This window comes from Candidatus Binataceae bacterium (assembly GCA_035294265.1).
Classification (GTDB): Bacteria; Desulfobacterota; Binatia; order Binatales; family Binataceae; genus DATGLK01.
Map to the genome: position 1 here is coordinate 54,143 of DATGLK010000110.1, position 22,282 is coordinate 76,424.

A 22,282-nucleotide genomic window follows, 5' to 3' on the forward strand; every position below is an offset into this window, starting at 1 on the left:
CATTGAGCTAGCGCCCTGTGGACTTGGCCGCTTTCTCAGCCAAGGCTGGCCGGACTGTCATCACCGGGCAGTTCGCCCGCCTGACGATCTGCTCGGCCACGCTACCCAGAACCATACGGCCAAGGCCGCGGCGGCCGTGGGTCGGCATGATTACCAGATCGATTCCGATCTCCTCGATGCGCCCCAGGATCACGTGTGCGGGGTCGCCAATCCCGGTGCGGACCTCATACTTGACGTGTCCGGCCAGATGCTCGCGGGCGAGTTGCTCCAACTGCTTGCGCACCTCGGGCTCGCTCAGCGGAAAAGGTTCCAGCGGGACCCCGATCTGTTCGGGAGCCGGAATAACCGGGACCAGGACATGCAGGAGGTAGACTACAGTGGGGCTGTCCTCGGCCAGACGGCAAGCTAGCTCCATGGCGCCGACAGCATACTCGTCAAAATCAACTGGGCATAAAATTCGAGCAAAAGGATTCTTCATGCGAGGTCTCCCGAAGCAATAAAATCAAATCCCATAGAGCACAGTACGTGCCAACATCCGCTTATTTGCCAGGCTGGCGCGGCCTAGCCGAAACCATGTTCGGCCTGTTGACTCTTAAAAGCGCCGCCGGGAACATACGCCAAACCAGTTTGCAACGCTCGCGCCGGCGTTGAGCGCCGAGACCACCGCTGCGCCAGTCAACCTCATGTCTGACCCAACCGTCAACCAATCGGGCAATTCTGGCGGCCTCACCAGCCAGGAGGCCAGTGTGCGGTTAGCGCGCTTTGGCCGCAACGCTCTGGCAGAGCCCAAGAACCATCCCGTGATGCGGTATCTCGGCAAACTATGGGCTCCGATTCCCTGGATGCTAGAGGCCACCATCGCGCTGGAGCTGGGACTGGGCAGAATCACCGAAGCGGTGGTGATCGGGTTTTTGCTGATTTTCAATTCAGCCCTGAGCTTTTGGCAGGAGGATCGCGCTCACAGCGCCCTCAATCTGCTGCGCAAGCGGCTGACAGTACGGGCCCGCGTACTGCGCGACGGCAGTTGGCGCTCGATCGATGCCGAGGAACTGGTTCCTGGCGATATCGTGCATGTGCGCGCCGGCGACGTAGTTCCGGCCGACCTCGCGGTCAGCGAGGGCAGCGTCCTGCTGGACCAGTCGGCGCTGACCGGAGAATCTCTGCCGGTTGAGGCCGGCGCCGGCCACACCTTGTACGCCAGCAGCGTGGTCAAACGGGGCGAAGCCAGCGGCGAGATCAAAGCCACTGGGTCTCATACCTTTTTCGGCCGCACAGCTCAGTTGGTCAGCACGGCGACGACCGCCAGTCACCTGGGTGAAGTGATCTTCGCCATCGTCAGATACCTGGTAGCCTTCGATACCGTGCTGGTGGCCGCACTGCTCATCTATGCGGTTTACGCGCGGATGCCGGCCACCGACGCACTGCCTTTCGCGCTCATCTTGCTGGTTGCTTCGGTGCCGGTGGCGCTGCCTGCAACCTTTACTCTGGCGACCACGCTGGGCGCCCTGGAGCTGACCCGCCGCGGCGTGTTGATTACCCGGCTATCGGCGATCGAAGAGGCCGCGGCGATGGACGTGCTGTGCGTGGATAAGACCGGCACGATTACTGAAAATCGCCTGACCTTGGCCGCGATGGTGCCGCTGGCCAAGGTCTCGGAAAATCAGCTTTTGGATTTGGCCGTGCTGGCTTCAGACGAAGCCACCCAGGATCCAATCGACCTGGCGATCCTGAAGGCGGCGCGCCAGCGCGGACTTTTACCCTCCACGCGGCGGCTTGGGTTTACCCCTTTTGACCCCGCTACCAAGCGCTCCGAAGCCTCGATTCTCATGGACGGCGAGCCGTGGCGAGTGGCGAAGGGCGCGCCCCGAACGATCACCGAACTGTGCGCACCGGGCGAGAACCTCGAGGCCCAAATCGCCGCCCTGGCGGCGCGCGGAAATCGCGTGCTGGCGGTCGCGGCCGGTCCCGAGAAGCATTGGCAATTGATGGGCCTGCTGGGGCTGCACGATCCGCCCCGCGCCGACTCGCGCGAGCTTATCGGCGGCCTGTCGGCGCTGGGAGTTCGCGTGGTGATGGTGACCGGCGACGACCAGGCCACCGCGCGCGCGATCGCGTCCGAGGTCGGGATCGGCGAGCGCGTCGCGCCGGCGCAGATTCTGCGCGGGCCGGCTCCCGCTTCCTTCGACCAGCACGACGTCTTCGCCGGAGTCTTCCCCGAGGACAAATTCGCCCTGGTACGGTTGTTCCAGGGCCGCGGCCACGTCTGCGGGATGACCGGCGACGGAGTCAACGACGCACCCGCGCTCAAGCAGGCCGAGGTCGGGATCGCGGTGTCCGAATCCACCGACGTGGCGCGCGCCGCCGCCAGTATCGTGCTCACCGCGGCGGGGCTGACCAACGTGATCGCGGCGGTCGAGGTAAGTCGGCGGATCTATCAGCGGATGCTGACCTATACGCTAAACAAGATCATCAAAACCCTGGAGATCGCCGTTTTTCTCAGCGTCGGAGTGATGCTCACCCGAGTGTTCGTCATTACCCCGCTGCTGATCGTGCTGCTGCTGTTCACCAACGACTTTGTCACCATGTCGATCGCCAGCGACAGCGTCACATTCTCCCGCAAGCCCGATCGCTGGCACGTCGGCAACCTGTTGCTCAACGGCGCCACGATCGCCGCGGCCATCCTGATACTGTCCTTCGCGGTGTTTTTTACCGCCCGCGACCGCTTACATCTGCCTCTGGGGCAATTGCAGACATTGATCTTCCTGATGCTGGTGTTCAGCGGCCAGGGTACCGTTTACCTGGTCCGCGAGCGCGAGCACTTCTGGCGCTCGCGACCCGGCCCCTGGCTGATCACCGCTTCGCTGGCCGACATCGCGGTGGTCAGCACGCTCGCCATCGAGGGGATTCTGATGGCCCCGATCGCGCCCGCCATGGTGAGCGGGCTCCTGCTCCTGGTCGCCGGCTACCTGGTCGCGGTGGACTTTCTTAAGGTGCGGGTCTTCAAGGCGTTGGCCTTGCGCTGAATACCGCGCGCCCGTGGGCGGCGAGCGGCTCAGGCCGCCGCGTCGGCTCCCGATCCAAGGCTTTCACTCGCCGGCGCGGGTTTCATGGCGCGGTAAGCTCTCAGGGCCGCGACCACCAGCGGTAGGGTACCCAGGAGAATAAAGGTCAGATCGGCTGGCAGCCGTAGCCATTCGATGATGTGCATGGGACCGTTAAGCTCAAAGGCCGCGCTGCGCGCGTGCCAGTAGCCATGCCGGATCACGTCGCGCAATTGATAGACGCCGCCGGGGAAAAGGGTCAGCACAACCATCAGAGCCAGGCCGCCGTTGAGGCCCCAGAACGAAACTCGCACGTACTTCTCGATTGCCGGCCATTGCGACTCCGAAGTCAGGTGGCGAAAAGCAAACACCATCATCGCCACCGCCAGCATGCCAAACACGCCCATCATCGCCGCGTGGCCGTGATTGGGCGTCAGCATCGTGCCCACTTCGAAATAGCTCACCACCGGCAGGTTGATCAGAAAACCGAAAATGCCAGCACCGACGAAGTTCCAAAAGCCAACCGCCATCAAAAAGTAAAAAGTCCATTTGTAGGGCACCGCGATCTGCTCGCCGCATACCCCGCAATGGCCGGAGGTAAGACTGATGAAATCCCAGGCGTCGAGTGTCAGCAGGGTCAGCGGCACCACCTCCATCGCAGAGAAGGTCGCCCCGAGTGCCATGGTAAGCTCGGTTTGGCCGCTAAAATACCAATGATGACCGGTGCCGAGGATGCCGCTGCCCAGGTACAAAAGCGCGTCGAGGTAGACGATTCGGCTCGCGGTCACATCCGACACGATCCCCAGTTCGGATAAGAAGACCGCAACCGCGACGGTGGCGAACAGCTCGAGGAAATTCTCCACCCACAAGTGAATGATCCAAAATCGCCACAAGTCGGCGACGGCGAAATTGGTCGCGGTGTTGTAAAAAAACGCCGGAAGATAAAAGACCGGGATGGCGATCGCCGAACAGAGGAAAAGCCAAGGGATTTCGTTTCCACCCCGCAACGCGGGCTTGACCGCACGATACAGCAGCCCCACCCATAGCAATAGCCCCGCGGCCAGCATCAATTGCCAGGCACGCCCCAGGTCCAAATATTCCCAGCCCTGGTCGCCAAACCACGGCCACCATTTGCCCAGCGCGCCGCGCACCCCGAGCCACTCGCCCAGCAGGCTCCCCACGACTACCAGGAGCAAGGCCCAGAAGAGCACGTCGACCATCAAGCGCTGGCCGGGCGGCTCGTGCCGGCCGACGATCGGCGCCAGCAGCAATCCTCCCGCCACGTAAGCGGTCGCAATCCACAATAGCGCGAGCTGAAGATGCCAGATCCGCAGAATCTGGCTGGGGAAAACCGCCGACAGGTCAATGCCGAAGAAGCTGGCGGGATCGGCCCGGTAATGCTCCGTGGCGCCGCCTACTAGAACCTGAGCCAAAAACAAGAGCGCCACCACCACGAAATACTTCATCGTCGCTTGCTGGCTGGGGGTGAGCGCTGGCGCAAACCGGTGGGGATGGATATGCGCGCCGTCGCGGCGCCAACCCAGAAAATCCCAGCGGCCGAAGGCGAACAGCACTGCCGCCAACCCGCCAAGCAGGGTTATCAGGCTAAGCGCGCTCCACAGTATCGCGGCCCCCGTCGGTGTATTCCCCGCCAGCGGGTCGTAAGGGAAGTTGTTGGTATAAGAATGCGTGGTGCCCGGTCGATCGGCTACCGAAGCCCAGGCTGCCCAGGCAAAAAAAGCGGTCAGATCCCGGACCTCCGATCGATCTTTGATGAACTTGGCTGGCAGTCCGCCGCTGCCGGCGGGATGGGCGAAGTAATTGGTCCAGTAGCCGATCTGCTGATGGAACGAGATGGTCTCGGGGGCGCTCAGCACAAGCACGCCGCTGTTCGAATCATAGCGGTTTTGCTTCAGCTCGCGGGCGACTTCATCGTCGAGCTGCCGGCTTTGCGCCACGCTAGCCCCCACGGCACTTGCCACCGGTTTTTGGATTGCCCACGAAGCCGCGGTTAGAGCCAGATTATGTAGGTACTGGGCCGAGAAATCCGGACCGAGATAGGCACCGTGACCCCACAAGGTGCCGTTCTCCATCAGCCCATGTTTCAGAAATACCTGCTGGCCAGCGCTAATCTCGGCGCCTGTGAAAACCACCTCGCCCGCGGGTCCGATCGCGCGCTGCGGAATTGGCGGCGCATTTTCGTAGGTTCGCGCCGAGAGCAGGCCGAGAATCGCGAAACAGCACGCGACTGTTATGATCACCGACCGCCGCCACCACGGAGAAAGAACCCCCGTCATTGCCCTTGCCTCCCGGACCTGCGGCCTGCGACCGCGCGGCCGTCACAGCACGCCGTGGGCGCGCAGATCGTCCCATACCACCTTGGCGTAGATGACAAACCCGAGCGCCAGAGCGCCCAAGCCGAAAACAAAGAAGCCGGTCATGGTCAAAGCCGTGGTGTGGACAAGGCAAACCAGCGCCAGAACCAGGCTGAGCGCATAAAGAAACAGGGCAAGACTCAGTCCTTTAGACCACCTCGCCTTGCCCACGAGCTCGTTCGCCATGGCGAATCTCCGCGCGTCTTTAAAACTCCGGGGTATGGATCGGCTGATGGCACGTCATGCACGGCATCTGATTGGCCAAAAGCTGAACCATCACGGCACGATGATACTGATTTTGCAGAAACGGCGCCGACTGTGCGTGGCAGTGCAGACAGTTCCCGTTAGGAAATGGCTTGTAGAGCCGGATATCCTTTGGCGTGGCGTGGCCAAAGTAGTACACCTCGACATGGCGCATTCCGTCGAGCTTGGCCTCGACCGGACCCAAAAAATCGTAATCGACGTGGCAGGTGTAGCATTGGTCCGAAGGGATGAAACGATTGCGAAAATGCAGCGCGGCCAGCGAATGACTGTCGGGATTGCGCAGATCGGCAATCCACGGCGTCATGGTATGGCATGAAGCGCAGAAACTCAGGCTTTCCGCTTGCACAAAGGCGTGAATCCCGGTAAACGCAGCTAGCCCCGGAATCGCGACGAGAAAAATAAACAGCAGTATCAGCTTGGAGGTTCTAGTCAATGACGACCCTCCTCGATCTGCCTAGCTACCGGCGAACTTCTTGATATATTGCACCAATCCCTTCACTTCGCCCTCGCTTAAGTCCTTGTAGGGCGGCATCGTCGCCGCTTCGCCCACGGCGGGACCACCGTCCCGGATCGCTTTGAACAACCAGGCATCGGTCTTGCCCTTGAGTGAGTTGGCGAAATCGGCGGGAGCTGGGTGGAGAAATTTAGCCGTTGGGCCGTCGCCGTGCCCGTTATCGCCGTGACACGCCCCGCAGCGCTGGTTGTAAAGCGTGGCCATATCGTCGGCGCGCGCGCTTGAGTTAATCGCGCTAGTCAGTCCAAGTGCCAGTACGACGAGACCGGATACAAACACAGATCGCGATTTAAAAGGCATATTTTACCGTCATGTAAGCGGCATTGCCGGTAAAGGGTGTCCAGTTGCTGTTGCCCAAAAACATCGACTGCGGCGATGATGCCATCCAGGGCATCAGGCGGTCGTAACCAAAATCGTTCTCGCCAAAATTACTTAAATAGTATCCGATTGTAAAGGTCATGTTCTTCTTGATCGGATAGGCGTAGGTCACAATCAGCTCGTTGAAACGCGAGCCGATGTTGGGGAAATCGGTCGCGCCACCCAGCGCCAGATTCCCGTTTGCATGGTTAAGGTCGGTGGTGACCGTATAATTGTATTGTACGATCAAATGTGAGGTCTGAGTCAACCACGGGATGACGCGGTCCGTCGGAAAGGAAAAGTCAAATCCAAAATCGATCGAGTTGCCCTGTTCTCGACCGTAGCCAGTCCAACTCTGTCCGGGACAAAGTGCCGGCGTTTGCGCTTGCGGATTAGTCGGGCAATTGGGCTCGTTGGTCCCGCCATTTTGACGCTGGAAGGACTGCATACTATAGTCCGTTGCGGTCCACGACCAATCTCCGTACAGATTGAGATTTTTGGAAGGTGTCCAGTTGATTCCTACCGACGGCGTATAGTCAGACCAGTTTTGCAACCCATAGGACGAGGACGGATAAAAATAGTTGTCGTAATCCATCTCGGCGTAAAGGGTAAAATCCTGCAGCCATTCTGGCGCCTGGCTGTCGCTGAACGGCTGAGCGTCGCCGTATAGAGAGAATTGGTCGACCTGGACCGACGCTTCGTCGAAGCGGTAAAGCTGGCTGAATTCGGCGATGCCTCCGTCCTGATTGACCAGCGTGCTGCGGTCGTTGTTGTAACCGGGCGAGTCGCGAAAGGCGTGTTGGTAAGAAGCGCGCAGTTGCAACCATTGATAAGGCGTCCAGTCAACTACCGGGCCGTAAGAGGTCATGTCCTGCTGCAAGACCATCATGCCACTGTTATGGTAGGTTTCAATATTTCCGACCAAGCTGGCAACCAGGTTGTTCGTGAGACTGTAGCTAGCCTCGGCATTGATCGTTTGAGTCGAGAAGGAAAAAGGATAGGCGGTGGCGGTCCACAGACTGGCGACATCATTCAAGGAATTCACGCCGTTGAAGGTGATGGCGGGATCGTGATTGGCGTAATCGAAGTAGCTATAGGTAGTCTTCAATCGCAGCTTATCCAGCGGGCGGCTTACAACGGTGAAGTTGGCATACAGCGGCGACACGTCGCCACCCAGGCTATTTCGGGGTAGCGCTTGCTTGGGTAGCGCCGTATTGCTGGTGTAGGGAATAAACGGCTCATCCTGCAACCACCAGCCGTAGGAAAAGGTCCCCATCAGATGGGTATCGAGCGGCAAGGTTCGTCCAGCGGTGATCTCGAAGGTATGAGCTTGGTTGCCCGGGTAGGTATAGTCTTGACCTCTACAAGGGCCGTTGCCACCGGTCGTGCCTGGATAGGTTGCTGAGTCGGCGCAGGAGCCACCCGGACCGGTCATTTGGCTCCAGGTGTTTGGATTTTGCCAAGTCAGATCGGCATATTGATCTTTGAAAATCGAACCCTCGTATTGAATTCCGAACAACCAGGTTCCGTCGGCATACTGCACGCCGGTGCCGTAGTTATAAGTGTCGTACTGAATCGGAGCGAACAATTCGGATTCGTTGTAAGAACCCGGATTTGGACCGAAGATTTCTCCGTAGGGCGAGTTTCCAGACTCGTTGAGATAGTTAAGATAGGCGGAATAGGTCCACCGCGGATCGGGCGTATAACGAATCGTCAGGTTGGCAATCCCTTCGAGGAGACTGAGCGACAGTGGACGGGCAGTCGAGTCCAACCAACTGCTGATGTTGGAACCCTGGGGGGCGTTGGGTGTCGGTGCCGCCGGCTTGGAAGGGAGCGTAAAATTGCCGCTGCTTTGTTCATACGGACTTTTGGCGACCCCGTCGCTGAGGAAACGCGGGATTTCCTGCCATTGGGCGTCGATGTCCAGCAAGCCATAGGATCCAAAGTGAAGGTCGTATAGTTCGTTAGTTTGCCCGACATTTAACGCATGGAAGTCGGCGAACACTCGCTGTTCCTGATCGTGGAGCAGAAACCGGAGTTCGGGTGCGATTATTTGCTGGGCGAGATCCTGATACTCGCGATACTTGGCCACGTTGGTGGCAGGTTGGGGGTTGAGAAACGCACCGGCCTCGGCAGTCCCGGTCAAAGTGTAGTTGCCCGCGCTCAACTGGGCTTGAGAAGCGCTTGGGAAAAGGGCCAGCGCGACGAGTGCCGTAGTGAGCGAGTGACTTAGCCACTTTGGTTTCATCGCAAACTCTCCTGGCCTTGTAAGCTCATGTTACCGGGTCAGATCTACCCCTCCCGGTGCGTTGGAGCCGTGGACGGCGGTATGGCAAAGGGTGCAAGAGCGGCTGAAAACAAAAATGCTGCTGGGACGGCCCGGCTGTGCGGGGTGAAAGACTCCGATATGGCATTGTTGGCACAAACGCGGGGGACGCACTTTCAGCATGAAGCGAACGATCGTGCCATGTGGATCGTGGCAGTTCAGACAGTTCTGAGCCACTGGCGGATGCATCCACAGAAACGGCCCGCGCTTGTCGGCGTGGCATATGTAACAGGTTTCGTTGACGGTCGGACGTACCAGTTGATCGGGATAAGCGCCGCCATGCGGATTGTGGCAGTCAGTGCAGGTCATCAGGCCCTCGAACACTGGCATGTGCGAGGGGAAAGTCATCTGGGCCTTCTGCTTAAGATGACAGCGTAGGCAAACCGTGGTTTCAGGCCGTTGGATGATGAAAGGACTAGGCACCAGCGGCATGGCGAGCTGAAAGCGCGGACTGAGCTGCTTCATAATGGTATGGCAGTCGGTACAACGCAGGCCGCGGAAGGCGTGGTCGCTGGCCCGCCAAAACGCCTCGTCGCCGTTGTTGTGACAATCAAGACAGACGCTGTTCTGTTGTTGGGCGCTTTCCCCCGAATCGGAGCGGAAGGTGATCAGCTTGGCCTTGCTCGGTCCGTGCATCGGTTGGTCGGGGCTCACCCCCTGGCCCATCTCCACCGCCGCGGCCGCGACGTGATTGCTGCCCGGACCATGGCAGGATTCGCATCCGTGCGCTTCCTGCGCGTCGCGCGGATGAACCACCAGGATCTTGCCCATAATCGTCGCGGAGAAGGTCTTGGTGCTGGTTTGGTGGCAGCTTTCGCAGACCTTATCCCCCACGAAGGTGGCCAAAGTTGCAGACTCGGCCGGCTTCGCCACAGGTGGGTTAGATGAGGCCCTCGCAATCGAAGCTCCCAACGCCAAGAGCGCGAGGCCGAAAATTAGCAACCACCCTGTTCCCCTCAATCCCATCAACCCGACCAGCGTCCATCCAGTTCGGTTGTCCTCAGGTTGAAGCGAGTTGTCATCACTGGTTCGACTCCTGGGTTCGGGTCTCGGCCCGATGCGGATGCATGCCTGCAGCGTTTTGGTCGACTTGCGCCAATATTTCATCGATTCGAGTGCGTGCGGATTCGTCCGGGGCCACGGCGCGCGCCTTGATCAGCGCATCGCGAGCATTGGCGTTGTCCTTCTGCAACAAATACGCGACGGCAAGATTGAAGCGCGCCGGGAAGAAATCGGAACTATGAATCAGCGCCGCGCGATATTCTTTGATGGCCTGAACGCAGTTGTGCTGCGAAAGATACGACGTCCCCAAATCGGTTAGCACCGAGCTATCGTCAGGCTGCTCGCGCAGGTAGCGCTGATAGGCCTCGATGGCGCTTGGATAATGACGGGTGTCGAAGTCTACGTCGCCGAGGCCGCGCAAAGCCTGGCGATTGGCTGGATCGCGCGTCAAGACGTGGGCAAACGCGTGACGCGCCTTTTCGTAATCCGCCGGGTTGAACGTGGCAAAGTGCAATGCGAGGTCGCCGTAGCGATTCCATACCGTAACATCGTCCGGATGGCGTTCGGCTTGCTTCTCGGCCTGGAGCACCACCGCGCCGATTTGCGCCCGATCGGAAAGCGCGGGATGGTTACGCGGCATCGCCACCGCAGGATGGCCGGGAGGAAGTCCCACTGGTCTCGTTGAACGGGCGGGGTGAAGGCTCACGGGAATAGCGTGAGGCGGGATCTGAAGCCGAGCCGCTTTTCTGAAACCACCGACCAGCACTACCGCGGCGAACGCCCCTCCCAAGGCGAAGGCGCCACCAACAGCCAGAGACCAACGCATCAGATTTCGAAGATGATCGCGCGAATTATCCAAGACCGGGCCGTTGGCACGATCAAACGGATGGCCGCAGGAATAACAGAACTTAGCATCCCGAACCTTTGCCACGCCGCACTGCGCGCAACGTTCATGGTCTACTGCCATCTCGTGCTCCAGCGGCATTTTCCCAACCTCGGCGGCTCCTGTTTCGCTGATGCGAGGTTCCCTTATTGGGCTGTGGCCGCGCCCGCCGAAGAGCGCGCCACGATCATAGCGCCCGTAGCGGTGAACTGCCCGTTGGCGGGACTGAATACCTCGGCACTACTCAGCGTGTTGCCCGAATTATCAATTCCGCCCGCTATCAAAATTTCGCCGGCCATCGGACCAGATTGGATGAGCACGGCGCTATGCAGGGCCCGGCTGCTGGTCATCGGGCCCACGGCAGTAAAGGTCTCCTTGATTGGGTCGTAGATTTCGGCGGTGCCCAGCACGTTCCCTTTGGCATCTTCACCACCCGCGATCAGGATGTCACCGGCATATGGTCCTTGGACATAAGTGGGATCCAGCAGCGTCGCGGTGTGAAGATAGCGTGCTTGCGTCATCGCGGCCGGGCATCCGGAGCTTCCCGGTGGCGCACCGTTGGAACAGACAAAGGTGCCGGTCTTTGGGTTGAACAACTCGGCGGTCTGAAGAACCACGCCGGAAGCGTCCAGTCCGCCGGCAATCAGCACATCCCCGGAGTTGACTCCGTTGACGATCAGCGTGGCGGTGTGGTTCTGGCGGCTGTCGGTCATGGTGTTGTTGCAAAACCCGGTGCTGGGATTGCTTCCGCCCAGCGAGGAGCATCCGAAGGTGCCGGAAGCGGGGTCGAAAATTTCCGCGGTATTCACGATCGCGCCGTCGTTACCGCCCGTGATCAGCACGCGGCCGTCCGCCAAGCGCACCGCGGCATCGAGGAAGCGCGTATCCGTCAAGGTATTGATGCAGTAGCCGGTATTGGGATCGGCCCCGCCCAATCCCGAGCAGTCGAATTTGGCGGTGGCCGGATTGTACATGTCAGCGGTATTGACCAGATTGCCGGTCTGGTCTTCACCCCCCGTGATCAGCACCTCGCCGTTTTGCAGCACGGTGGTAGTGTGGCCGAAACAATGAGCGTCGGTCATGTTACCCGTGGGCGCAAACGAATTGTTCGCAGGATTGAACAACTCGGCGGAGTTCAAGCAGGTGACCCCCACGCCGTTGCCCCCTGCTACCAGTACGAAACCGCCAGCCAACGGCGCAACCGAGGCGTAAAAGCGAGCCTGCGCCAGCGAGTTGTTGCACGCACCCGTGGACGAGTTGACACCTCCCACGCACGCGAAGGTCTCGGTGCTTGGGTTAAACAGCTCGCTGCTGGCCAACGGGCCATTTAGCTGATCGACTCCGCCGACCAGAAGCAGGCCACCAGCAATCGGTGCTGGCGGCGCCGAGCTGCCGCCGCCGCCCGAACAGGAGGCGATGCATGCGCCGAGAAAGGCCGCCGCCAACCGACTCCATGGAGCCGGTCGCAAATGGCACCACCGCGCCAGCTTCATTGATTCGCCCCCTGCTGCACCGCTTGAATTTGCCGCCAGAGATTTAGGTAGTCAGATGGGGTTGACAGCTCGTGCGCCGAAACCGGCGCGGCGGCGGCGGTCTGGGCCGTGGTCGACGTCGAAGAAGCCGTGAACGGCGGCAGAGACCACCAATTACTATGTTGCTGGGTCAGCACCGGAATAAACGCGTTTGCCGATTGGGCGGTGAACTCAGAATGGCAGGTGAACTGGCTAAGCGATCCCTGGGCACCGCAGGAATACGGGAGATTCTCGGCGACTTTCCAATCATGGAAGCGCTCCGGTAAGGGCGCAGCCGGCTTGCTCGCCGTACCGGTGAAGATCTGGTAGGGCGCCATGTGACAATCGATGCAGGTCACGCCGGCGTTGTACATTACCTGGAAGATCGAGTTGGCTTGCGCGTCGTGCGGGTCTTGCTCATGACAGGTCAGGCAGAACTGATTTTCCTGGCCCGGCAGCAGGGGAGTCCATGAGGCGGGGTTGGTAGGATCCTGGCCCCTGATGAGAGTTGCGGTTTCGCCTCCCGATAACGCTGTCGGATATTGTTTCAAGATCGCCGCCGCAACGGTCTCGCTGGTATGGCACGAGCTGCAGGTGACAGCTTGGAAGATCGGGACCGTGATCGGGTTGACTACCGTGCCGTTGGCGAACTGTGCCGTGCCACTGGCTTGCAACGGCGAATGACAGTAGGTGCAAAAGGTATTGTCATTCTCTCCGTACGTGTTGCTAGGTTGCGTCCATCCAAATTGCGAGGTGGGTTGCGACCAGCCAAACTGCGACTGGGCATGCGCCGAATCCCACCAGCCATGGCCAGTCCGCTGCCATTGCTGGGTTGAATCGTTCCATTGGAGCCCGGCGGCACGGGCCGTATGATCGTAGCCATCAATGAAATGGCACGAGGGGCAAGAGTCAGCATCCGTATAATCGTAACTGGGGCGATTGAAGTTGCTTGGCGGAATCGGTGTCGCGCCAAGGCTGAGTCCCCGCCACGCCAGCAACAGCCCGGCTATCGACAGCATTCCAACCAAAGTTCGCGCCCAACCACGCGCGAGCTTAGCAAGGCCTGGGGTTCGGCCCGTGCGCCCCGTGTCGCCGCGCGGGAAGGGTTTGACCCCTCTAATGGACAGCATCAGCGTTAACCTTGGCGATCTCTCTCCAGAGCATCGCGTATTGAGCCTCGTTCATCACGCCGTGCGCGGACAATACGGCGACCTGGGGCTGATTATTGAAGGGCTGCAGCGTCCACCAATCGCTATGCTGCTGGCGAATGAAGGGAATGATGTCTTGCGCATCGGTCACGGTGAACGACGAATGACAGCTAAACTGGCCGGGGAGTGCGCCCTGGGCGCCACACGAGTAGGGCAGGTTGGTGCCTACCTTCCAATCATGGAAGCGCTCGGCCAGTTGCGGCAGTCCGGTGTTTCCCCCGCCTACATACTGGTAGGCAGCCATGTGGCAATCAACGCACCGCACGCCCGCCGCGTACATCGCCGCGAAGGCGCTATCACTGGTGTTATGCCGCTGCTCATGACAGTTAAGACATAGCAAGTCGTCCTGGCCCGGATTAAGCGTCTGGTACGAGCTGGGGTTGTTGTAACCCTTCCACAAGTAAATGGCGATCGCGCCCCCGTCGATCGCGTTGGGATTGAGCGCTCCAAGAATCGCCGTAATGTTGTCTGGCGGATGGCATGTGGCGCAGGTTACCGCCTGAAAGCGTTGCTGCGGAACCGGATTTGCATTGGTTACCGTCCCTTGGTCAAATCCCGCAACGGCTGCTGCCTCTAGTGGCGAATGGCATTTTGCGCAAAATGCATTTTCCGTCGAACCATGGTCCGACTGCGCATGATCGGAAGCCAGCCAGCCACTCCCCGTCAAATCCCAAGTCTGGCTTTGCGCATCCCAGATTACGCCGAAAGCCCGCGCGGTATGGTCGAGACCCAGTATGAAATGACACCCGGCGCAAGTCTCGGGTGCGCTGTAATCGTAGGTCGGCAACGACATGTTGATGGGCAGGGGCGGATACAGAATGCCAGGCGGCGTCTGTCCTGCCTGGAGCGCGGACAGCTCCACGCGCTTGCCCCAGCGAATCTGTCCGGCCCCGGCATTTGCCACGGCGAAGGTCAGCGGCAGCAACAGAAAAATTAAGAGGTGCGCGACCCGGCGCCGCGCCAACGTCGATCGCGCCCAAACGTGCGCCCGTCCCGCGAGCGCCGAAGAAGCGACAGCTTGAGCTCGCCTGCCCATTTATCCGCAGTCAGGGAGAGAAAGGTCTGGAAGCCGTCTTTTCGTGATCGGGGGAGCTCTGGAACGGGACCATGTTTACCTCCAGGTCTGGAAAAGTACGTTACGGCAAGGTCATGGGTGTCTTACGCCGCGATAGTTAATTCGTGACCGGCACACGCGCATAATCTAAATCGGTAATCGTGACCTGACAATATATTTTTTTTACCTGCGATAAGGCATTGGATGCCGGCTATCAGAAGGCCCAGAAAAACCATCGACCGTGTGTCTTAAGGTAACAGACCATCGGTAAACTTGATGCTTTCGGAGTCAGACCGACGACAGCGCGCCCGCCGCGCCCAGATGAGTGCGATGATGGCCGGATCAATGCTCCACAGTCGAGGCAAGGTATTGCGCGATCGCCGGCAGAACCGGCCGCGGCTCTTTCAGTTCCTTCTCGTGCGGGGTTTGCAGGTAGGGTAACTCAACGCACGCTGCGCCCGAAACCGCTTCCTGGCGTACGGGGAAGGTGATTTTTGCCCGCCTCGGCCCGACGCAGGCTTGGTCATGGCCAGGAAACGGTCCACGAGGGTTTGGCATAAATTTGGCTCGTCCTCGCTGGCGCATTCAGGAGGTGGCTCCTTTTGCGGACAACGCGACCCCACCTGCTGGTCCTTTCGCACGATCGACCGCTTCGCCGACTGGCCTATGAATTGGGCGGACCGGGTTTGCGCGTGACCTGCCGCGGGCAACTGTCAGCGGTGCTCCAGCAACTCTCGGCCGAAAACTTGCGGGTAATTCTGCTCGACGACGCGGTACTTGGCGCGGCTCATCACGGCTTGCTGGTAAGTCAACTGCGGCGATGGGCGCCTGCCGCCTGCCTGCTCTACCTCGCCCATCGCCACGACGCCGCCACCGAGCGTCAAGTGCGCGCCTTTGGGGTCAACTACTACTCAGCGAAATCGACCTACCGAAATGAACTCCGCGCCGCCCTGGAGGCCTTTCTTTCGCTCGATAGGTCGCACTTATACGCTACTCGAAGTCCGCCGCCACCAACAGGCTCAAGCAATCTCCACCGCCGCTGAGCTGGCCTCGACTACGGGAGGTCAGGTGCCTAGCGTCGGCAATTTTCGGCCGCACCGCCGGCGCAAGCTCAGAGCTGCGCAACGTGGCGTAGACGCGCGGCCGAGTCCACCCTGATTCGAACGTCGATCGCGACCACCCCCCGGCCGGGTGGCAGCACTTTGACCGGATTAAGATCGAGCTCTACAACCTCTGGAAGCTCTTCGACCAGGGCCGCGATTCGGCCCAGCAGAATCTTCAAGGCCTCGCGATCACCCGCGGGTGCGCCGCGAAAGCCGTCCAGCAGGCGCCTGGAGCGCAGCGTGGCGAGCATCTCGTCAGCGTCGATATCGGTAATCGGGAGGACTCGAAAGGCAACATCGCGAATGATCTCCACCGCGACGCCGCCCAGGCCGCACACCAGCACCTTGCCAAAGGTAGGATCGTCAGTGGCTCCTACCAACGCCTCGATTCCTTCGGGAATCTCGCGTTGCAGCAAGATTCCTTCCAGTCGTTTTCCTAATTGTTGCATCCGCCCCTGCATCTGCGCCACCGCCGTGGCCACCGCGCCGACCGATTCAAGCCCCATCACCACCCCGCCAACGTCGCTTTTGTGCAGCACGTCGGGCGAGATGATCTTGGCCACCAGTGGAAACCCAAGCTCGGCCGCATCCGCGGGCGCGTTCTCCACGCTGGTCCGCCGCCAGGGCGCAAGCGTCACGCCCGCCGTCCGCAGCAGCGATTGCGCCTCCTCGGGCCGCAGCCATCGCGGCTCCTGCGAGGCGCCCACCATGGCTTCCATCGCCTCACGCAGGGCCCGCTTGGTGGGATCGTCGAAGGCAACCAGCGTGCGGCCGCTAGGCCGCGCGCGCCAGCGGGCGTAGCGATGGGCGGCGGCCAGGGCCAGCGCGGCATTTTCGGGAAAGCCGTAACACGGCAGCTTGCCGCGCCCGCCCTGGTGGATCTCGGGCGGCACCGGCGCTGAGGAAAGGAACACCGCCAGCACCGGCTTGGCGGCGGGGACGGTGGTGCCACCCGCCGCGATGCCTCGGGCGATCCCGGCAGGATCGCTGATCAACGGCGGAATATAGATCGTGACCACGGAGTCGACTGCCGGATCGGCGGCGACCGCGGCGATGGTCTGCTGGTAATCCTCTGGGGTGGCGGCCGCGGTCATATCGACCGGATTGCCGAACGCGGCCGCCGCGGGTAGCCGGGCTTTGAGTTTGGCGATGGTCGGCGGCGCCAACTCGGGCAGCGACAGGCCGTTGGCCTCGCAGGCGTCGGCCAGCAGGATCGCCGGACCGCCGGCGTTGGTCACCACCCCGACCCTGGCCCCGGCCGGCAGCGGCTGGGTGGAGAGCAGGGCGGCTACGTCGCAGAATTGCTCCAGGGTATCGCAGCGAACCACGCCGCATTGTTGAAAGAGCGCATCAATGGCGACGTCCAGGCTCGCCAGGGAGGCGGAATGGCTTAGCGCCGCCTGCCGGCCGGCGTGCGAGCGACCGGCTTTGACCGCCACAATCGGCTTGCGCGCGGCGGTGGCCGCGGCCAAGCGCGCGAATTTGTGCGGAGAGCCGAAACTCTCCAGGTACAGCAGAATCACCGCGGTGCGGGGGTCGTCGCTCCAATAGGCCAGCAGGTCGGTGCTCGACACGTCACCGGCGTTGCCCATGGAGACGAAACTAGAGAGGCCAAAGCCGCGCTTGCGAGCCTGGTCCAACAAGGCAATTCCCAAGGCCCCGCTTTGCGACAGCATGCCGATATTGCCCGCCGCCGGCGCAATGGGGGTAAAGGTGGCGTTGAGCCGGACGGCGGGATCGGTGTTGATGATTCCCATGCAGTTGGGCCCCACCAACCGCATCCCGGAGGTGCGCGCCAACTGCACTAGGCGCTGCTGACTCTCGCGCCCGGCGCCGGCAACTTCCGAAAAGCCCGAGCTGATCACCACTACCGCGTGGACCCCGGCGGCGGCGCACTCTCGCATCGCGGTTTCCACCTGCGCGGCCGGCAAACAGATGATGGCCACATCCACCGGCGCGCCGATGGCGCTGACGCTGGCATAGGCCGCGCGTCCCTGAACTTCGGCCGCTTTGGGATTGACCGGATAGATCGCCCCGGCAAAGCCGGCTTGAAGCATATTAGCCAGGATCGCGCCGCCCACTTTACTGGCGTCGCGCAAGGCGCCGACGATCGCCACCGACCTGGGTTTAAGTAGCCGCGCCATGCTCTGCGCGGCCGCCAGCCGCTCGCGGTACAGGCTGGCGGTAAGCCCGCGTTCGGTTTCGGCGGTGCTCAGGGAAACCCGGGCGATGCCGCTGTCGCTGCGCTGCGTGAGGGCAAAGCCGCTGCGGGCGAAAACCTCCAGCATCGCCCGGTTGGCGACCATCACCGAGGCGCTCAGGTGCTCGATTCCGTTGGCCCGCGCAATCCGCACCAGATGCTCCAGCAACAGCGTGCCAATCCCGCGCCCCTGATAGCGATCGTCCACGGCGAAGGCAACCTCGGCGCTGGCCGGCACGCCTCGCTCCTCGCCCTGCGCCATGTAGCGGGCCACTCCGATGATTCGCTCCACCCCGCTTGAATCGCGCAGCATCGCTACCAGGCCGAAGTTGCGCACGTAATCTAGCCGGGTGAAGCGATCCAGCTCAGCTTCGCTGAGCGAGCGCTTGGGACCAAAAAAGCGGAAGTAGGCGGACTGCTCGCTGAGCCGATGAAAATGGTCAAGCAGCCCCGCGCGGTCGTCGGCTCGAATGGCACGGATCAGGATCGAGCTACCGTCGGTCAGGATACCCTCGGCCGCATAATCGGCCAGTTCGATGTTATCGACTTGCGCCACAAGCTTTCACGCCGCTTACGAGCGATCCACCAGCTTGCCGATCATCTCGTCGGTCAGGCCATTCCTGGGAGCTAGCCATTGTCCATGACACGCACAGTCCCTATTTTCCCAGAAGTTGCATCGCATCGCGGATGGTGATGCAGGAAGCGGCGCCCCCGCCTTGATCATCGCGCGCATGACCAGGCCGTCGTGCTTGGCCGCGTGCGCAAGTCGCGATCGGTGATGATCCAAGCGCTACTCCTCAATCACCGGAATCACCGGCAAGAAGTGCAACACGCTTTCCTCCATCACCACTTCGCCACAGTTCTTAAGGTCAAGCTAGTTTCGTGCCATCGCTGCGCGACCAGTTTGGCTGCTGTAGGCTACCAGCCATGTTGCCAGCTTCATGAGGTCGATAATTGAGTGCGAGGGTTACCATCTGAAGCCGTTTAAGTGGGTTGGTTGGCATAGGTGATGCTCAAATAGTTGACTATCAGGGCGCGGGAGTTAGGGAGCCAAATCGGAATAAGGCGGCTGCAGCCAAAGCGGATTGGTTAATTCGGCACTGTATCCTTTGGATACAGCGCGACGAACTATATCGAGGCTGCCCACAATACCCCGGGCGGCTATCGCGCAACGGCGACAGGCGCCTCGCGGGTCGCACCCACAGGGGGCGCGGCTTGCTCCCGAGCCGTGTGCAAGAGCTTCGTCTGACCCTCGGCAAGCATCTTCGTGCCGATTATCTGCGCAATATCGATTGTCTGCGAAATGTCGAGCAGTACCGAGGAAGCTCGGGTCTTGATGGTTTCAAAGAGCTTTAAGCAATCGAAGTTCAATGTAATTGACTTTCCCACCATTGCTTAGCCTTCGCGATCGCGATGCGGATCGCTTTGCCTTCCTCATGTCCCTCTGCCAGCAGAGCGTTGGCTATTTCGATAGCCTTTAGCCGTACCTCGGGCTCCAAGTTGCGCATCGAGCGCGGATAGTAATTCTCGTCCCATGGCATCGGGTGCTTCTCCATCGTGTCAAAATATGAGTGAAATTCAGTCTCTTAAGTTTATTTGGGAAAGATGCGCGGCGCGAAGTTTTCATATGGTCGGCAGATCACTGTCGTGCTACAAGCACTATGGCGTCCTCCTTAGGCTAGCGAAAGGAGCGTTGCTAATGAACAAAAACTGGCTGCAAGGCGAGCTGCAACACCGAGGGGTTTCGCGCCGCGATTTCATGAAATTCTGCAGCGCGATGGCGGCGATTCTGGCGCTGCCCAAGTCGTCGGCCGCGGCGCTGGCGGCGGCCTTGGAAAGCGCGGCGCGGCCGGTGATGATCTGGTTGGAATTTCAGGACTGCGCCGGCAACACGGAATCCTTCCTGCGCGCCAGCCATCCCACGGTTGCCGAACTGGTGCTGGATTCGATTTCACTCAATTATCACGAGACGCTGATGGCGGCGGCGGGTTTCCAGGCTGAAGGGGCACTGGCCCAAACGGTGAAGGATTACGCCGGCAAGTACATCGTGCTGGTGGAAGGGTCGATTCCCACCGGCGCGGGCGGCGCCTACTGCACGATTGGCGGCAAGTCCGCGCTCCAGATCGCGCAGGAGGTGTGCGCCAATGCCGCGGCCACGATCGCGGTGGGCACCTGCGCGGCCTTTGGGGGGATTCCCGCCGCCCGCCCCAATCCGACCGGCGCGCTTTCGGTGGGCGACGCGGTCCCCGGGCTCAAGAATCTGATCAACATGTCGGCCTGTCCGATGAACGCGGAAAATATCACCGCGCTGATCGTGTACTACATGACGACCAAACACTGGCCGCCGCTGGATCGGTTTCGCCGGCCGCTGTTCGCCTACGGCACCTTGATCCATGACAACTGCGAGCGGCGCGCGCATTTCGATGCGGGCCAGTACGTGGAGTCCTGGGGCGACGAGGCCCATCGGCACGGCTACTGCCTGTACAAGATGGGCTGCAAGGGGCCGGCGACCTCGCAGAATTGCCCCGAGGTGCGATGGAACGAGGGTACCAATTGGCCGATCGGATGCGGCCATCCCTGTATCGGCTGCGCCGAGCCCAACTTCTGGGACACGATGACGCCCTTCTACCAGCGGCTGCCCAATGTCCCAGGATTCAACGTGGGCTCTTCGCTCGATCGGATCGGGCTGACCGCGGCCGGCGTGGTGGCGGCGGCCTCGGCAGCGCATGGCGTGGCTGAAATTGTTCGCCATCGCAAACCCGAGGGCTCGGATTCCGGCAATTCGGGAGCAAAATCGTGAGTCACATCGTCGTCGATCCGATTACCCGCATCGAGGGCCATCTGCGCATCGAAGCCGAGGTCGAAAACGGCGCGGTGAGCGATGCGTGGTCGTCTTCGACCATGTTTCGCGGGATCGAGATCATCCTGAAGGGACGCGATCCGCGTGACGCCTGGGCCTTTACCCAGCGTATCTGCGGGGTTTGCACCACGGTGCACGCGATCGCCTCGATTCGCGCGGTCGAGCAGGCGATCGGGGCGGTCGCGCCGCCCAACGCCCGCATTCTGCGCAATCTGATCATTGGCGCCCAATGTGTCCAGGACCATGTTATTCATTTTTATCATCTGCACGCGCTTGATTGGGTCGATATCACTTCGGCGCTGAAGGCCGATCCGGCCAAGACCGCGACTTTGGCGCAATCGCTGTCCGACTGGCCCTTATCGAGCGCGAAGTACTTCGCCTGGGTGCGCGAGCGGCTGACCAGCTTCGTCCAGCGTGGACAACTGGGCCCGTTTGCCAACGCCTACTGGGGCCATCCCGCCTATCGGTTGCCGGCGGAGGCCAATCTGATGGCGGTCGCACATTATCTAGAAGCGCTCGACTGGCAGCGCCGCTTCATCAAGATTCACGCGATTTTGGGCGGTAAGAACCCCCATCTGCAGAGTTTTCTGGTCGGCGGCATGGCGACTCCGGTGGACATCGATTCGCAAAACGCGCTCAACGCCGATACCGTCGCGGCGCTCGACCAACTGGTCGCCGATGGGCGCGCCTTCGTGAGCCAGGTATATCTGCCCGACGTGTTGGCGATCGCAGCCTTTTACAAGGACTGGGCGGCGCTGGGCAGCGGGGTTGGCGACTATATGGCTTACGGTGAATATCCGGCCGGAGAAGATCCGCGGGCCGAGCTGTTCCTGCCCCGCGGGATCATCCGCGCGCGCGATTTGAGCCGGGTGGAAGCGATGGACCCCGATAAGATCTCCGAGCAGGTGGCGCATTCGTGGTACGACTACCCCGGGGGCAATAGCCAGGCGCTGCATCCCTTCAAGGGCGAGACCAACCCCAATTACAGCGGGCCGCAGCCGCCTTACGAGCGGCTGGACCTGGCAGCGAAATATAGTTGGCTGAAGTCGCCGCGCTACCAGGGCGAGCCGATGGAAGTGGGGCCGCTGGCCCGGATGCTGGTGGCCTACGCGGCGGGCCGGCCGGCGCGGGCCAAAGTGCTGATCGACCAGGCCCTGGCCACGCTTGGCGTCGGACCGCAGGCGCTGTATTCGACCCTGGGGCGGGTGGCGGCGCGCGCGATCGAAGCCCAAGTCGTCGTGGAAAAAATGAGCGAGTGGGTGGCCGAGTTGGGCGAGCAGATGGCGCGGCGCGACTACCGAATCCAGGATACCTCCAAATGGGAGCCGGCGAGCTGGCCGGCCGAATGCTACGGCGCGGGCTTTCACGAGGCGCCGCGCGGCGCGCTGGGCCATTGGGTGCATATCCGCGACGGCGCGATCGTCAATTACCAATGCGTGGTGCCCAGCACCTGGAACGCGGGTCCGCGCGATAGCGCGGGCAAGCGCGGCCCCTACGAAGCCGCGCTGGTGGGAACCCCGATTGCCAAGCCCGATCAGCCGCTGGAAATTCTGCGCACGGTCCATTCCTTCGACCCCTGCATGG

The 22,282-nt window shown here is 61.2% G+C and carries 17 protein-coding genes; 4 read left to right on the forward strand and 13 right to left on the reverse strand.

Annotation, left to right across the window (positions count from 1 at the left end):
• Window positions 1-7 precede the first annotated feature (7 nt).
• A complete protein-coding gene (locus VKV28_17655; GenBank protein ID HLH78629.1) occupies window positions 8-478 on the reverse strand; it encodes a universal stress protein in 471 nt (156 codons plus the stop codon).
• 205 nt (window positions 479-683) lie between these two features.
• On the opposite strand from VKV28_17655, the gene VKV28_17660 reads away from it, so the two are divergent.
• Complete coding sequence (locus VKV28_17660; protein HLH78630.1) at window positions 684-3,023, forward strand: plasma-membrane proton-efflux P-type ATPase; 2,340 nt, start codon at window positions 684-686, stop codon at window positions 3,021-3,023.
• Window positions 3,024-3,052: 29 nt separating this feature from the next.
• On the opposite strand, the gene VKV28_17665 is transcribed toward VKV28_17660, so the two are convergent.
• The 10 genes from VKV28_17665 to VKV28_17710 form a co-directional block, all read right to left on the reverse strand.
• A complete protein-coding gene (locus VKV28_17665) occupies window positions 3,053-5,302 on the reverse strand; it encodes a cbb3-type cytochrome c oxidase subunit I (GenBank protein HLH78631.1) in 2,250 nt (749 codons plus the stop codon).
• Between the two features lie 78 nt (window positions 5,303-5,380).
• On the reverse strand, window positions 5,381-5,602 hold the full coding sequence (locus tag VKV28_17670; GenBank protein ID HLH78632.1) for a hypothetical protein: 222 nt from the start codon (window positions 5,600-5,602) through the stop codon (window positions 5,381-5,383).
• 19 nt (window positions 5,603-5,621) lie between these two features.
• The gene (locus tag VKV28_17675; protein ID HLH78633.1) at window positions 5,622-6,113 is read right to left on the reverse strand and encodes a NapC/NirT family cytochrome c; all 492 of its coding nucleotides are present in this window, start codon (window positions 6,111-6,113) and stop codon (window positions 5,622-5,624) included.
• 21 nt (window positions 6,114-6,134) lie between these two features.
• Window positions 6,135-6,398 (reverse strand): cytochrome c, encoded by a 264-nt coding sequence (locus VKV28_17680; protein HLH78634.1) that lies wholly within the window; start codon window positions 6,396-6,398, stop codon window positions 6,135-6,137.
• Window positions 6,399-6,483: 85 nt separating this feature from the next.
• Window positions 6,484-8,799 (reverse strand): MtrB/PioB family outer membrane beta-barrel protein, encoded by a 2,316-nt coding sequence (locus VKV28_17685; GenBank protein HLH78635.1) that lies wholly within the window; start codon window positions 8,797-8,799, stop codon window positions 6,484-6,486.
• 30 nt (window positions 8,800-8,829) lie between these two features.
• Window positions 8,830-9,984 carry a DmsE family decaheme c-type cytochrome gene (locus VKV28_17690; protein HLH78636.1) on the reverse strand — a complete coding sequence of 385 codons (1,155 nt, stop codon included), beginning with the start codon at window positions 9,982-9,984 and terminating at the stop codon, window positions 8,830-8,832.
• Window positions 9,899-10,552 (reverse strand): tetratricopeptide repeat protein, encoded by a 654-nt coding sequence (locus tag VKV28_17695; GenBank protein ID HLH78637.1) that lies wholly within the window; start codon window positions 10,550-10,552, stop codon window positions 9,899-9,901. The genes VKV28_17690 and VKV28_17695 overlap by 86 nt, the downstream gene beginning before the upstream one ends.
• 356 nt (window positions 10,553-10,908) lie before the next feature.
• The gene (locus VKV28_17700) at window positions 10,909-12,255 is read right to left on the reverse strand and encodes a kelch repeat-containing protein (protein ID HLH78638.1); all 1,347 of its coding nucleotides are present in this window, start codon (window positions 12,253-12,255) and stop codon (window positions 10,909-10,911) included.
• On the reverse strand, window positions 12,252-13,292 hold the full coding sequence (locus VKV28_17705; protein HLH78639.1) for a hypothetical protein: 1,041 nt from the start codon (window positions 13,290-13,292) through the stop codon (window positions 12,252-12,254). The genes VKV28_17700 and VKV28_17705 overlap by 4 nt, the downstream gene beginning before the upstream one ends.
• A gap of 97 nt (window positions 13,293-13,389) precedes the next feature.
• Complete coding sequence (locus VKV28_17710; protein ID HLH78640.1) at window positions 13,390-14,445, reverse strand: hypothetical protein; 1,056 nt, start codon at window positions 14,443-14,445, stop codon at window positions 13,390-13,392.
• A 692-nt stretch (window positions 14,446-15,137) separates the two neighbouring features.
• Here VKV28_17710 and VKV28_17715 point away from each other — a divergent pair.
• Entirely contained in the window at window positions 15,138-15,578 is a 441-nt protein-coding gene (locus VKV28_17715; protein ID HLH78641.1) for a hypothetical protein, read from the forward strand.
• 68 nt (window positions 15,579-15,646) lie between these two features.
• Here VKV28_17715 and VKV28_17720 read toward each other — a convergent pair whose 3' ends face one another.
• Window positions 15,647-18,394: a GNAT family N-acetyltransferase gene (locus VKV28_17720; protein HLH78642.1), complete on the reverse strand. Its 2,748-nt coding sequence runs from the start codon at window positions 18,392-18,394 to the stop codon at window positions 15,647-15,649.
• A gap of 811 nt (window positions 18,395-19,205) precedes the next feature.
• Window positions 19,206-19,379 (reverse strand): hypothetical protein, encoded by a 174-nt coding sequence (locus tag VKV28_17725; protein ID HLH78643.1) that lies wholly within the window; start codon window positions 19,377-19,379, stop codon window positions 19,206-19,208.
• A gap of 158 nt (window positions 19,380-19,537) precedes the next feature.
• On the opposite strand from VKV28_17725, the gene VKV28_17730 reads away from it, so the two are divergent.
• A complete protein-coding gene (locus tag VKV28_17730; protein ID HLH78644.1) occupies window positions 19,538-20,638 on the forward strand; it encodes a hydrogenase small subunit in 1,101 nt (366 codons plus the stop codon).
• Window positions 20,635-22,282 (forward strand): nickel-dependent hydrogenase large subunit (locus VKV28_17735; GenBank protein ID HLH78645.1); only part of this gene is annotated, 1,648 nt, incomplete at its 3' end. The genes VKV28_17730 and VKV28_17735, both read left to right, overlap by 4 nt.